Raw genomic sequence first — 14,199 nt, forward strand, 5'->3', positions numbered from 1 at the left:
TTATCATGTGATTTAAATGAATAAAAAAAATTTTATGACGTGCAATTACAAATTCTCCACTGAAAATTATATCAGTCTTGCCGCCTTTAGTCCATGAAAATAACTGAACTGCTATCAGTAGCTTCCATAAGGGAGTTGATTTTTGTATCTGAAGGGGATATATCCTGTCCGAAAGAATGCGGGCTGACAAATCCAAATACATACATGCCCGCAGATTTTGCAGATCTGACTCCTGAAGCCGAATCCTCGATGGCTATACATTTTTGTGCCGAAATTCCCAAACCCTTGGCTGCCTTAAGAAATATATCGGGTTCCGGTTTTCCCTTTTTCACATCTTCACCGCTTACAACTACTGAAAATCTGTCTTTCAACCCGATTCGCTTCAATATGATTTCTATAAAGGCTTTCTTTGACGAAGATGCCAGGCCGATTTTAAATCCTCGCTCATCCAACAAGTCCAGCAACTGTTCCAGACCATCCATTACGATGATCTCTTCCGAGCCGAAAAGCCTTTCCTTTATAGCTATTTGCCTGTTCAAGAGATCCTCAACTGAATCGGTTATGTTGTACTTTTTTTTTAAAACTTCATATGTTTCACGGTCCGACACTCCAATAAATTTTTGCATCTCCTGAAACGTCAGCTCTACGCCGCATTCCCTCATTGTCAACATATCGCTTTTGAAATGCAGGGGTTCACTGTCTATTATGACCCCGTCCATGTCAAAAATCACTGCCTCATACTTCATCTGCATCATCCTTCTCTATACATTATTCCTATATATGATACCCTTCTTGTTCAATTCAGAACAATTAATTTTTGTTCATTAAGCAAAAATTTTGATATCTTTTGATTTTTGGGGTACATATTAATAAAGAATTCATGAGGAGTGGTCATAATGTTTAAACGATTGATCGTAGCTACAGATTTATCACCTGCGTCTTTTGCTCTGATAAAGTGTCTCGAGTACTTGAAACCCCTTAAGACTGAAGAGTGCCTGCTTTTGCAATGCCTGAGCGTACAGGAAACCGCTTCGATTGCCCTGTCGTCCACAGCATCGATTCTGGAAGAAAATTTCAAGAAGCAAAGGGAGATCCTCGAAGGGTTCGGTTTCAAAGTCGACACTCGGGTCATCCCCGGTCAGATCAAAAACGAGCTGAATAGAATCGCATCCAGGGAAGATTATTCTCTCATAGTTACAGGCGCCCAGAAACAGTCTGCCGCCAGCGAAGCTTTTTTCAAGGGTCTGGCCTATGATATAATTCATCATGCAAAGAAGCCTGTTCTATTATTAAGGTTAAAAGATACTCCGGAAGGGGTGGTTTGTGCCAGAGATCCTGATCTAAATGAAAATATGAACGTTCTCTTTCCGACGGATTTTTCTAAAAATGCCGATCTTGCCTTTGATTACTTGTTGGAAATGGTAGGTTCCGGTGTCAAGAACGTCACTTTGATGCATGTCCAGGACAAAGGTCAATTATCACCTAACATGGTGGGAAATCTTGAAGATTTTAATGAGGTCGATAGAGAACGGATTGAAAACATGCAATCAAAACTGATGGATGCCGGAGTAAACCACGTTAATGTCGTGATCAAGTACGGTTCCCCTTCGGATGAAATCATCGATTATGCCGATGAAAATGAAATCAACATGATAGTAATGGGCAGCCAGGGAAGAGGTTTTGTAAAAGAACTGTTTCTTGGCAGCGTCAGTCACAGCGTTGCAAGAAACGCAAATTGTTCAGTGCTCTTGATCCCAGCCAAAAGATCTTGACAAAAAAACCGGGAATTTCCCGGTTTTTTATTGCTTTCCGAATTCATCTGTGATCATTTTAAACAATCTTTCATCTTCACTAAGTCCACAAACTTTTTTCAATATAAAACCAAGCCCTTCCGTCTCAAGCATCCTTGACAATTCAACGGATTTTGGATCATTTTCGTTTGCAAAGCCAATTGCCTTGACGATTCCCTTTACCAGATTCACCGGCTCTATCCCGTGGTCCAAAGCTTCTTTAGCCGGTGCGATCAGCCTGTCCTTGGGACCCAGTTTTCTTATTGGATCCCGACCTACGCGTGCGACTGGGTCTGCCAGGGCTTCATTTTCAAACCTCGATAATATCTTTTGAATGTAAGCTTCATGTTGTACAGGATCAAATCCGTGTTTTTTCACCAAAGCTTGTCCGACTTCTCTCATTGCGCCCAAAACTATCTTTCGTATATCGTCAACTTTTATGGCCTCATGTATATAGTTTAATTTTCCGTCATATCCCAGGTAGGCTGTGATTGCATGTCCGGTATTCAAAGTAAACAGTTTTCTTTCGATGTAAGCGGACAAGTCATCAACCAATGTCATTCCTTTGATTTCGGGAAAGCTTCCCAAAATCTTTGACTTTTCAACATTCCATTCGTAAAACGGCTCCACTACTACCTTAAGTATATCCTTTTCTTCCTTTGCACCTTCCGGGACTATCCTGTCCACGGTGGTGTTGGGAAACCCCACATGTTTTTCGCAATATTCAAGTCCCTTGGATGATAATTTACCTATGACCGCATTCTTCAAAATGTCGCTGTTTCCAACAGCATTTTCACAAGCCATTACATTCAAAATATCTGAAGGTCTTTCAGCAGCTCTCTTTTCTATCCCTTTTGCTATGGATCCCGCAATTATCGGCAAAATATTCACACCCACAGCCGTAGTGATCACATCAGCTTCGAGGATAGCATCTATCACCTTTTCTTCCGAGCTGCTCAATATTCCTCTGATTCCAGTCACCTCTACGCTCTGATCCTCGTTTCCGGCCAGAATGACCCTGTATCTTCCTTTTTCGTTCATTTCATTGATAACCGCTTCATTTACATCTACGAACGCCACCTCATAGCCAGATTCCGCCAGCAGGAGTCCTATAAACCCCCTGCCTATGTTTCCCGCTCCAAAATGGACAGCTTTTCCAATCATTTCAACACCTCACACACTTTGAGTGAATTTTTGATAAATTTCATCTGCATCCTTGGCATTCACCATAGCTTCCACATTTTTTTCTTCATTGAATATTGTCGCAATATTCGCCAATATGTCCAGGTGTTCATTGTCTTTCCCTGCTATACCGATGACCATAAAGGCTGTATTTCCATCGCCAAAATCTACGCCTTTGGGAACTTGAATAACTACTATCCCAGATTTCTTTATGACGTTTCCCTCTCTGGATTTTGCAACTCCATGCGGTATTGCAAGACCATTGCCCATAAAAGTCGACATTACTTCTTCTCTTTCCTTCATAAGATCGATATAAGATTCTTCCACATAACCCGAATCGATCAGCAGTCTCCCGGCATATTCCACCGCTTCGTCTTTGCTGTTTAGCTCAGCACCTATGATGATGTTCTCTTTTTTAAGGATATCCATGATAAAAACCTCCATATAATTATTTTTCACTTTATGACATACTCTCTGACAAACGTTTTAAATATGCTGTTCAATTCCGCTTTTACCTGATCTAAAGTCCCCTCTTTGATATACTTTGCGAATTTTTTGTTCTCGATCAAGCCTGCACTTATTTTACTTAAAACTTCAAGATCCTCTCGCTCTGCCTCTTCACCTGCCAAAAGCATCAACACCGTATTTATCTGTTCTTTTTTACCTTCCATGTCGTAAAATATCATTTGGCTTTTGCTTCTAAAAACTCCAACACGTATTCCCTGAAAAGTCGAAGTCCTTGTATGTACCAAGGCCATCCCTTCACCCGGCAATGCAGTCCCCATCAGCCTTTCCCTTCTGTCAATTTCCAAGTTCAAGTGCTTTGCATTTTCAGTGTTTTGCGGATGAACAAATCGGGATATATACCTGATCATTTCCTCCGAAGTCTTGATCAAGAGGTCTTCTTTTATAAAAAAATCCTTCATCAACTTCTCCATGGACTTCAGATAATTTCTCAGTCGATAAATTTCAAAATCTTGTTCAACGTCTTTTGCCCCTGTATCCACACGGGATTCGAGATCCGAATGATCCTTTGTTTTCAATCCAAGATTACTTTTGATTTTGTTTATATCTCTTTCATTTAAAAGCGGACTCACAACTACGTAATCATAATCCCTTTCCCCCAGATCTACCGTCGATACTACCATATCAATAGTCGGGTACATCGCTATCAGATTTTCCGACTCTTCAATAGATGTGGTCCCCAAAACTCTGACTTCCTTGATCTCTTTGTTGATTTTGGATGTGAGAAGTCTCGATGTGCCCAAACCGCTGGGACAAACGACTAAAATATCGGATTTTTCGATTTCCGAAGATTTGAAACGTTCCAGATAAGCCCCCAAATGCATTGCTATGAACCCAATTTCTTCTTCGGGAACCGATCTTTCCAACAGTTCACCCAACAATTCACAGACCTTCACCGACAGCCTGTACACATCCGAATATTGTTCCTTTATCTGCTCCAACAGGGGATTTCTTATTTCCATATGCAACTCCAGTCGGGTTATGGCTGGCCTCAGATGCATGATAAGACTCCTAAGCAAATCTTCATCTTCCATAAAATCGACTCCGGATATTTCACTCGCTTTATTTAACAATTGAACTGCAATATCCCTGGCACTGTGTTTTGAAACGGATCCCGGAATGATTTCTCCGTTTTCGATCACTTTCGCACCTCTTAAGTGCATGGTGATATACACTATTTCTTCCGGAGGTATCCTGATCCCAAATGCATCCTCCAGCTTTTCCCCCGCTTTCATGGCTATACCGTACTCATGTGTTGTGATCAGGCTTTCTTCTATTTCTTTGGAGACAGCTATAGTCTCGCCTTTCTTCAGTCTTGATATCGCCAGAACGATGTGGATCAATAATCCCAGATATGAATCATCTGAAAAAGTCTCCCCCAGATCTCTTTCCATCGAATCTATCGATTCTTCAACTATTTTTATTGATCTGCTGTCCACCAAACCCAATAACCGGTCAGCGATATCATATCTTGTCCTGTTTACCAGGTCGGCTGTGAATTTTTCCTTTATCATGTCTCTAAGTTCCTTGAGCTCCGTGCCTTGGTATACGACCGCAAGGATCGCGTTTCTAAATGATTTTTCGGAACCTTGCGCATACACCCCCAGTCCCTGCCTTCTGATCAAAGTGATTTCGTAATTTTCAAGCCACTGCTCCACTTTATCAAGGTCGCTTATAACAGTACCCTCGGATACGTTCAATTTGTCTGCAATGGCGTATACCTTCACAGGTTCAGTGTCTAAAAGCAATTCAGTTAGTATCAACATCTTTCTGCTTTCAGAGTCGTATTTTGTTTTTTTGATTTCTTTTGGGATCACAGTTTTCAGTCTTGTGCCAACTTCTCTTCTGGCTTTCCAGACATCGTCCAACCCATGGATTTGATCAGCTTCAAAAACTATATTGTTTTCGACCAACCACTTGAGGATTTTGTTTATGTCCCTGTATAAAGTTCTGGTATTTATTTCAAACTCATCAGCGATCTCACTCAAGGAAAACTTGTTTTGTCTCAAAACATGTCCGAGAACCTTCATTTGTCTTTCATTTAGCCCCAAAACACCACTTCCCCATAGGTACTTTAGTTATTGATACCCAAAATTATTTTTTTACCTCAAAAAAGATAGTGCGAAATTTCGCACTATCTTTTTCATCCTACTTTCCGGACAATCTGTCTGTCAATTCGTCATACTTCGGACTGCCGAGAAAGTTGTCTACAGATATGTGCTCCGCCTTTGGAGCCTTTTCTCTTGCCCTGTCAGTCAAGCTCTTTTGTGTTATTACGATGTCCACGTCATCCGGCAACTCGTTGATCGCCACATTGGTAACAGTTATGTCAAGTCCCGCACTCTTGAACTTGTTCTTCAATAAGCTTGCGCCCATGGCACTCGAACCCATTCCTGCATCACATGCAAATATTACCTTCTTGACTTGAGATGCATCTTTTTTTGTAGTTTGAGCCACACTGCTTTTTTTGCCCTTGAGCTCTTGCATCTTTTCAGTAGCTGCCGCAAGATCTTTCTCATCCAAGTTTGATCCGCCTTTTAACAGAACTGAAGCGATAAGGAACGATACTATCGCGCCGACTGCAACTCCGGCAAGAACTCCAAGGTGGTCACCTCTGGGTGTCATGGCAATGTACGCAAATATACTGCCTGGCGACGGTGTTGCCACAAGACCTACGTTGAATAAAGTGAAGGTAAATACTGCACTGACTCCACCGCCTATGGCTGCCAGCAACAATTTCGGGTTCATCAGGATATACGGGAAATATATTTCATGTATTCCACCAAGGAAGTGAATTATGATTGCTCCTGGAGCTGATTGTTTTGCATTTCCTTTTCCAACGAACCAGTAAGCCAACAGGATTCCAAGGCCAGGTCCCGGATTGCTTTCAAGCATGAAGAATATGGATTTTCCCATTTCTGCCGATTCCTTGATCCCAATAGGGCCAAGCACACCGTGGTTTATTGCGTTATTTAAGAAAAGTACTTTTGCAGGTTCTATAAATATGTTTGCCAAGGGCAACAAGCCTGCATTGACTATGAATGACACTCCTGCTTCCAAAACATTATTTAATGCCAATACTACGGGGCCTATTGCAACAAGCCCCAATATAGCCATGATTCCAATCAAAATTCCCGCCGAAAAATTGTTGACCAGCATTTCAAAACCTGCAGGGATTTTCCCTTCATATGATTCGTCGATTTTTTTCATCAAGAATGCTGCTAGAGGGCCCATTATCATGGCGCCCATGAACATGGGTATGTCAGCACCAACAATGACACCCATGGTGGCCGCTGCACCTACTACCCCACCTCTGACGTCATGCACCAATTTACCACCGCTATATCCTATCAGCAAAGGCAGCAAGAAATTTATCATTGGCCCTACCAATGTGGCAAAGGTTTCATTCGGCACCCAACCGGTTGGAATTACAAATGCGGTCAGCAATCCCCAAGCGATAAATGCGCCGATGTTCGGCATGATCATACCGCTCATAAATCTTCCGAAACTCTGTATCTTCACTGATGCCTGAGATTTAGTTTTTGTTTGTCCGTCCATTTTATTACCTCCTTAAAATTTGTTAAGTTTATAATATCACCAATACAAGAAGTGATACTTTCAAAGATACTTTAAATTTGTCATAATCTCTGCGACAATTTCAAATTATCTGCCGCTCCGGTGTTTGATTTTAGGTCAAAATTTGCTATAATGTACTCATTACTCAGGAGGCGAACATGAAGACTACTTATTTTGATGAGATAATCAACTCCATTAGCGGAAAATACGATGCTTTTACCGTTGAAGAAACCGAAGGATCCATAGCCTATACATTGGTTTCCAACAGTCGAAGCGATTTTCAAAGCATAAAAAGCAAATTAAAGGAATACGTTGGAGATATAATATATATAAATGGCAAAAGCTCATACTCGGTCAGCACATCAGACGATCTGGGATTGAACAGGATAACGTTCAAACGCATTTCTTAATATACCGTTTAAAATTTTTATACCCTTTTTTTCACTTTATTACCATAAAACTCAAATGCAAACTTGTTTTCTTATTTTTCTTTACTCCAACCAGCACCTACGCGATGTTTTTATCTCCCATTGACGTGTTTTCATGGGATTTTTTGTTTTTTATTTTTGCTGCTGTTATGATATCGTATTCATATAAACAAAACACAAGGAGATTTGAATGGAAAAAAACTTGCACAACGGACACCGCAATAGAGTAAAGACACGTTTCTTAAATGAAGGCATGGATCACTTCGATGATCATCAGGTCCTGGAAATGCTTTTGTTTTACTCTATCCCCAGGAAAGACACCAACGAAATCGCACACAAAATGCTAAAAGAATTTGGCAGCTTAGCGACACTTTTTGAATCTTCACCGGAAGAGATCAGTCAAAGAAGCGGTGTAAGTCTAAATGCATCCATTCTTTTATCCATGATCCCTTCACTTTCAAAAAGATATTCAAAAGCCCGTTGGGGCGACAAGCCTCTTTTGAACAGTTCGTCCAAAGCAGGAGAATTTGCAAAAACCCTTTTTACCGGATACATCTACGAAGCGTTTTTCATTATCTGCCTTGATACGCAAAATAAAGTCAGACATTCCGCATTGGTCCACGAAGGCACTATAAACGAGGCTCCGGTCTATCCAAGACTTATTGTAGAAACTGCGCTCAGACATCAGGCCAACAGCATCATCTTAAGCCACAATCATCCAGGCGGAAGCTTGAGGCCATCCAGAGCGGATATTGAAGTCACTGATCGCATCTCGTCCGCGCTTGAACCCATCTCGATTAAAGTTGTAGATCATATAATTGTTGCAGGCGACAGCTACTACAGTTTTGCCGAAAATGGAAACCTTTAAGCCGAATAGATAATTTGGAGGATAAGCCTATGTCCATATCTAAACCAAAAGAGTTCATTCTTTTATTCATGAAAAGGATCGATCAGAACAATTTGATCGCATACGCCTACCAATTGACTTACAGCTTATTGCTCGCCCTGTTTCCCTTCCTTATTTTTTTGTTCACTCTGGTGGGATATATCAATCTGGATTCCGGGGAGATACTCTCTGCCATCCAAAATTCTCTTCCGGAGAATATTTTCAGCTTGTTGTCTTCCATAGTCATAGATATTGTTGACAAGCAAAGGACCGGATTAATGAGTTTGTCAGTTTTTCTTGCGGTTTATTCCTCATCCGGCGGATTCAGAGCTTTTATGAAAGGAACCAATCAGGCTTTAGGCATACAAGACGACCGCAATGTACTGGTCAAATTTTTATTGTCCATATTTTGGGTTATCATTTTTGCCACTACCATCCTTTTATCCTTGCTGGGAATTGTTTTCGGGCGTCAGATCATATCGCTGATCACTTCGTACTTTCCTGTGTTGCCTCTTGAAAACATCATAAGTTTCCTGCGGATAGTTTTGCCCATAGCATTTCTGTTCCTGATGATTTTAAATTTTTATATTTTCGTTCCAGCCAAAAGGGTCAAATTTCGATTTGCCTTTCCCGGCGCGATATTTTCAACGCTGTCCTGGGTTGCATTCACATTTGCTTTTCAATATTACGTGGACAATTATGCAAACTACTCAAGATTTTACGGTGCTTTGGGAGCCGTTATCGCACTAATGCTCTGGCTGCTTTTGACATCCATCATCCTGCTTTTGGGAGTTGAATTCAATGCGGTTTTGATCGAGCTCAAAAAGATCGATGATCCTTATATGAAGCCCTTTACTGAATTCTTGAACCACATTCGATGAACTTGTCCAACATTAAATCCCCTCCAACTGATATGGAGGGGATACTTTCAACCTAAATCCGGCTGAGATGTTTTCATTTTCCCAATCAGAGTTTCAAGAAATTTCCCAAATCCCTTTGGGACCGCAGCGGCACTTCTGGGCATTACATTCTTGACCAGAGTGTATCTGGCTTTCTTTCTGATGGATCTTCTAAACCCATATTCTTTCGTACTGGAAGGGTCTATTAAAACCGCCTTGGCTGCATATCCTATCTTCAATGTCACAAATGCGGCCAGGACTCCTTGAATAAGTGAGTCCACGGTTTTTGAAAGCAGCTTCCCCGCTGCTACATCACTTAATGAGTCTACCATTTCTTCGATATATTCGTTTATTTCCAATTCCTCCAGCTGATTTACAACAAAGGCTGTCAAAAAGATGTTTTTTGTGATCCTCAAGATGTTGAGAAGCGAAGGTCTGACTCCAAACGCCCTGACTATCGTATCTATCATTTTAAAGTTGTAGTAGATTATTGCCAGGACATCGATAAATCCGTTAGGTGATATCGCGGTAGTCAAAAGTGTGAGAAGGGAAGCCTGTACGATGGTATCATCTGCGGTTTTTTCCCGTTCTTTGAGTATTTCTATCAGCTTTCCCTTGTATGCGGAATCGTCTAGAACTTCCATAGCCATGGATTTTTCTCTGTCCTTGACCAATGACGCCTTTATTTTTTGAAGATCTTTTCTTTCCGGTTCCTTGTCCCTAAAAAGCTCTGCATAATCGTTCACCGGAGCCTTCAACATCCATCTGACAGGAACGGAAATCCCCCAAATCATAAATCCGGCCAAGAATAAATAAAAGACCCATGCCGCATATGGGTGTATGTTGAAAAATCTCTCCCCCAATTCCAAAACGTCATTTAGAAAGCTTAAAAACAACATCACCAGAATAAAAATTCCCACAATCGACAAAATTCGACTTTTTTTCAATCCTTCACCTCATTTTAATTCCTCGTATTTCTTGTATCGGATTCCATGCCACCGATCTGCGACTGTATCCTCAAGTAATTGAGAATATCCGTTTTGGATACTATCCCCAACAACTCTCCCCCCTCCATAACGAGAACTCTTCCCACATTGTTTTTAAAAGCCTTGTCCATGGCCTTGGAAACACAGTCTGAAGGCGACACCACCAGGTTGTCGTTAAGTGGGTAAGCAACACTTGCCACGGTGGTTTCAGCCCATAAGGTCCTGTCTACTTTCTTGATCTCATTCAAGCTGACAATTCCCATTATATCATTGATCCTGATGACCGGAAAAATGGAATATTTGTAACGCAAAAAATATTCTTCGACCAGATCCGCCAGATTAACGTGGTATTCCACGCTTACCACATTTTTCGTCATAAACTCCTTTACGCAGATCTTATTAAAGATATCATCCATCAAGACCTGCTGATATCCTGTCTGCGCTGCCTGTGTGATGAACCATCCTATAAAAAGCATCCATAATCCATTGAATACGTTTCCTCCAAAGGCCAGAAATATTCCATTGAAAATCAACAGATAACCAAAAAAACTTCCCATGCCGGATGTTATTCTGGTAGCTTTCTTTCGATCACCTGTAGCTTTCCACAAAATTGCCCTTAAAACACGTCCGCCATCAAGGGGAAAAGCAGGTACGAGGTTAAAGACTGCCAAAATCAGATTTACTGTAGATAAATAATATGCAGGCTCTCTGAAAACAAGTGACAATTCCAGAAAATCCATGAGCGTTCCTGCTCCATAAAATAAAATGCTTAAAAATACACTCATAGCTGGTCCGGCGATAGCGATTTTAAGCTCTTTGACAGGTTGGTCCACATCCTTCTCCATCTGAGCCAGTCCACCAAAAATAAACAACGTTATCCTTTTTACTTCCACGCCCAGACCGTTTGCAACTATTGAATGCGACAACTCATGCAATAGAACCGATGTAAAAAACAACACAGCCATCAGACCTGAAATGAGCCAAGCAGTTGTCGTTTCAATTCCATCAAATACGGATGGCAAATAATTGGTTGCCAGAGTATATGTCAATAGCGCAAATATTACGATCCAACTTAAATTTATTTCAATGTCTATCCCTTTGACTTTCCCTATTACAAAAGAACTTTTCATACACGGATCCCTTCCTTCTATATGGCTTCGATGTCGATCATGACTTGTCGTGACATTTTCAATACATAAACTCCCGCAAATCAGCTGGCCCTTTCAAAATATCTCTCATAACCGTTAAAGATCCTGTAGCGTCAGGGCGTATATGCCATTTCACCAGCGATATGGTACATTCCCTGATTTCCAATCCTGTTATTCCGAGCGGAAATACACACGCGCCCGTATTAAAATACGAATCACCGGTGTTGCTTACAAACTTGGGCCTGTGAGTGTGACCTGCTATCAGCATTTTTTTGTTTTGATTTATCCACTTGGAATAGTTCCGTTCTATTTTGTGACATTTATGCATATTCTTTGAAGGACTTGAAGGATTTCTGAAACCTATTATATGAAAGTAATGCCAGAGATGCCGATTCAAAAATTTTGTTATGGGCCAAAGCTGATCATTCAAGAAATCTCCCTGATGACCGTGCACAATGAATATCTCTTTCCCTGTTTCATCATGTTCCAGCACCAATCCCTCGTGAACTTTCAATCCGGGAAAAAGAATATCAAATGTATCTTCATAAATATCGTAAAACTTATGAAGGTTTTTTTCAACGTAATCATCGTACTTTAAATCCATATTATGATTCCCGTATAGCATGTATAATCTGTTTTTTCTGTAAAATTCGCTGATTAGGGTGTAAATATCGCCATATGCACGGATAATGTACTTGAATTTTTCGTGTTCCCACAATTCATCTCCGTCTCCAGCCTCTATATACGTATAATCGTTTTCAAAATAATAATTCAGCGCGTGGTAATATATATTTGAATTATGGGCAAATTCGTCAGACAGACTATTGTCCCCCCTGTGAACATCACTAAAAATTATGAACTTTGAACCTTCGTCGAATTTGACCCTGTGAGCTTCCTCGTAAGCTTGTGTAAGTCTTTTCATCGTATTCATAGCAACACCTCCATTCCCTTCAACTTGTTTCAGTCATTTAAACAATACAGTAAATTTTCCATACCCTTCCTTTAACAAGTTTTCAAATGGTATGAATTTCATGGCTCCACTATTCATACAATATCTCAATCCACCTTCGGATCTGGGTCCGTCTTTAAATACGTGACCCAGATGAGTCTTTCCGACCCGACTCACTACCTCGATCCTTTCAGTTAGCATGGAATCGTCCAACCTGTATTCCACTACATCCCACTGGACAGGCTTGGTAAAGCTGGGCCATCCGGAACCTGAGTCATATTTGTCGTCTGATAAAAACAGCGGCTCTCCAGTGACGATATCCACGTATATACCCTTTTCCTTGTTATCCCAGTACAAATTCTCAAATGCTCGTTCAGTTCCGCTTCCCTGTGTGATATTGAACTGACTGTCCGTCAACATATTTCTGATTTCCTCTTTGGTGGGAAGAGAGTATTCTTCTTCTCTGACTACAGGTTTTTCATTTGGTATCTTGCTTAAATTAATATGACAATATCCTCCGGGATTCTTTTCCAGATAATCCTGATGGTATTCCTCAGCCAAAACGTAGTTATTCAGTGCTTCAATTTCTGTGACAACGGGATCTTCATATTTTTTGCTTATCTCTCCCGTCACCTTTTGTATGACCACCATGTCTTTTGGATCTACAAAATAAATCCCGCTGCGATACTGAGTCCCCACGTCGTTTCCCTGTTTGTTGATGCTGGTGGGATCAATAATATCGTAAAAATATCTTGCAAGAGTCTCCAACTCGATTCTTTCAGGATCGTATACTATGTGAACTGTTTCAGTATGCCCGGTGTTTTTGATGGATCTATAATCTGTGTCGGTACCTTTGCCGTTGGCATAGCCCACATCAGTGTATATTACTCCTATTATTCGGTCAAAATATGCCTGTACTCCCCAAAAACATCCTCCTGCAAAATAAATTTCCTTGTACCTGCTGTTTCTGAAATCAGGCACGATTTTGATGGTATCATCATCTCTTCCCTTGTTAAAAAACAAAAAACCCGACAATATTGCCACTCCCAGCAAAAATATTATTATCACTTTCAAATGGTTGTAATCCATCTTGATCTCTCCCCGCATATTTTCGTTTGATCATATTGCTTATATACCCTTTAATTTCTGTTTTAAAAGACATGAAAAAAGCTATGTTTTCACATAGCCTTTTCATGTTCTCAATATTTTCCGTAGGATATTGCCTGAGTGGGACAAGCCGTGGTGCAATTTTGGCATTGATGACACAAAGATCTGTTTATTTGGGCTTTTTTCTTGTCATTATCTACGACTACTGCTGCCGAAGGACAGACTTGCACACATTTAGCGCACCCAACGCATTTATCAACTTTGACTCTTTTGCTGAACATGGCAAATCTTCCTGTGATACTTTGGATCAAGCCAAATGGACATAGCCCATTGTGAAATCCGCTCTCAGGATATCTGATCGTCACTATGACTGCCACTGCCAGTAAAACGAATAAGATCGGCAAATTTTTTCCAAGCATTCTTTTCGATATCAAAACCGCAGCCAGGGACAATACAAGCACTATAACTGCTCCCGCGGTCGAGTTCATCCATTTAGGAACATCCTTCCTCTGGATTTTCAACTTCCTGGATAATATACCAATTGGAATCATCAGGGTATTCATGGGACACACATAACCGCAAAAGAATCTCCCGAAAAATAATGCTCCTGCTACCGTCAACCCAAATATTGCAAGCCAAATGTTCATTTTCCCTGTTGAAACTATTCCCACGAACAAAATAAAGAACGCCCATCTGATAATATTTGTTAAAACTTTCCCCATT

The 14,199-nt window shown here is 40.8% G+C and carries 14 protein-coding genes; 4 read left to right on the forward strand and 10 right to left on the reverse strand.

The genetic code is table 11. The annotated features are described in order from the left end of the window. Positions 1–86: 86 nt before the first annotated feature. Complete coding sequence (locus IWB18_RS02725) at positions 87–755, reverse strand: HAD family hydrolase (protein ID WP_195682061.1); 669 nt, start codon at positions 753–755, stop codon at positions 87–89. 141 nt (positions 756–896) lie between these two features. On the opposite strand from IWB18_RS02725, the gene IWB18_RS02730 reads away from it, so the two are divergent. Beyond that, positions 897–1,772 carry a universal stress protein gene (locus IWB18_RS02730; RefSeq protein ID WP_195682062.1) on the forward strand — a complete coding sequence of 292 codons (876 nt, stop codon included), beginning with the start codon at positions 897–899 and terminating at the stop codon, positions 1,770–1,772. A 27-nt stretch (positions 1,773–1,799) separates the two neighbouring features. On the opposite strand, the gene IWB18_RS02735 is transcribed toward IWB18_RS02730, so the two are convergent. From IWB18_RS02735 to IWB18_RS02750, 4 genes are all read right to left on the reverse strand, one after another. Then, entirely contained in the window at positions 1,800–2,954 is a 1,155-nt protein-coding gene (locus IWB18_RS02735; protein WP_195682063.1) for a mannitol-1-phosphate 5-dehydrogenase, read from the reverse strand. 9 nt (positions 2,955–2,963) lie between these two features. Next, positions 2,964–3,401, reverse strand: coding sequence for a PTS sugar transporter subunit IIA (locus IWB18_RS02740; protein ID WP_195682064.1), 438 nt, complete (start codon positions 3,399–3,401; stop codon positions 2,964–2,966). 26 nt (positions 3,402–3,427) lie between these two features. Beyond that, on the reverse strand, positions 3,428–5,548 hold the full coding sequence (locus IWB18_RS02745; protein WP_195682065.1) for a BglG family transcription antiterminator: 2,121 nt from the start codon (positions 5,546–5,548) through the stop codon (positions 3,428–3,430). Positions 5,549–5,645: 97 nt separating this feature from the next. Continuing rightward, the gene (locus IWB18_RS02750) at positions 5,646–7,055 is read right to left on the reverse strand and encodes a PTS mannitol transporter subunit IICB (protein WP_195682066.1); all 1,410 of its coding nucleotides are present in this window, start codon (positions 7,053–7,055) and stop codon (positions 5,646–5,648) included. Positions 7,056–7,231: 176 nt separating this feature from the next. Between IWB18_RS02750 and IWB18_RS02755 the strand changes: the two genes are divergently transcribed. The 3 genes from IWB18_RS02755 (at position 7,232) to IWB18_RS02765 (ending at position 9,268) form a co-directional block, all read left to right on the forward strand. Continuing rightward, entirely contained in the window at positions 7,232–7,483 is a 252-nt protein-coding gene (locus tag IWB18_RS02755) for a hypothetical protein (protein ID WP_195682067.1), read from the forward strand. Between the two features lie 208 nt (positions 7,484–7,691). Continuing rightward, on the forward strand, positions 7,692–8,369 hold the full coding sequence (gene radC, locus IWB18_RS02760; protein WP_195682068.1) for a RadC family protein: 678 nt from the start codon (positions 7,692–7,694) through the stop codon (positions 8,367–8,369). Positions 8,370–8,398: 29 nt separating this feature from the next. Continuing rightward, on the forward strand, positions 8,399–9,268 hold the full coding sequence (locus IWB18_RS02765; protein WP_195682069.1) for a YihY/virulence factor BrkB family protein: 870 nt from the start codon (positions 8,399–8,401) through the stop codon (positions 9,266–9,268). A 47-nt stretch (positions 9,269–9,315) separates the two neighbouring features. Here IWB18_RS02765 and IWB18_RS02770 read toward each other — a convergent pair whose 3' ends face one another. From IWB18_RS02770 to IWB18_RS02790, 5 genes are all read right to left on the reverse strand, one after another. After that, entirely contained in the window at positions 9,316–10,233 is a 918-nt protein-coding gene (locus IWB18_RS02770; RefSeq protein ID WP_195682070.1) for a YcjF family protein, read from the reverse strand. 14 nt (positions 10,234–10,247) lie between these two features. Beyond that, positions 10,248–11,402 carry a site-2 protease family protein gene (locus IWB18_RS02775; RefSeq protein WP_195682071.1) on the reverse strand — a complete coding sequence of 385 codons (1,155 nt, stop codon included), beginning with the start codon at positions 11,400–11,402 and terminating at the stop codon, positions 10,248–10,250. 58 nt (positions 11,403–11,460) lie between these two features. Further along, positions 11,461–12,351, reverse strand: coding sequence for a metallophosphoesterase family protein (locus IWB18_RS02780; RefSeq protein ID WP_195682072.1), 891 nt, complete (start codon positions 12,349–12,351; stop codon positions 11,461–11,463). Between the two features lie 33 nt (positions 12,352–12,384). Continuing rightward, positions 12,385–13,458: a peptide-methionine (R)-S-oxide reductase MsrB gene (msrB, locus tag IWB18_RS02785; RefSeq protein WP_195682073.1), complete on the reverse strand. Its 1,074-nt coding sequence runs from the start codon at positions 13,456–13,458 to the stop codon at positions 12,385–12,387. Positions 13,459–13,568: 110 nt separating this feature from the next. Beyond that, the gene (locus IWB18_RS02790; protein ID WP_195682074.1) at positions 13,569–14,198 is read right to left on the reverse strand and encodes a 4Fe-4S binding protein; all 630 of its coding nucleotides are present in this window, start codon (positions 14,196–14,198) and stop codon (positions 13,569–13,571) included. Position 14,199 lies beyond the last annotated feature (1 nt).

It is taken from the genome of Alkalibacter mobilis (assembly GCF_015594845.1).
In the GTDB taxonomy this organism is placed as follows: domain Bacteria; phylum Bacillota; class Clostridia; order Eubacteriales; family Alkalibacteraceae; genus Alkalibacter; species Alkalibacter mobilis.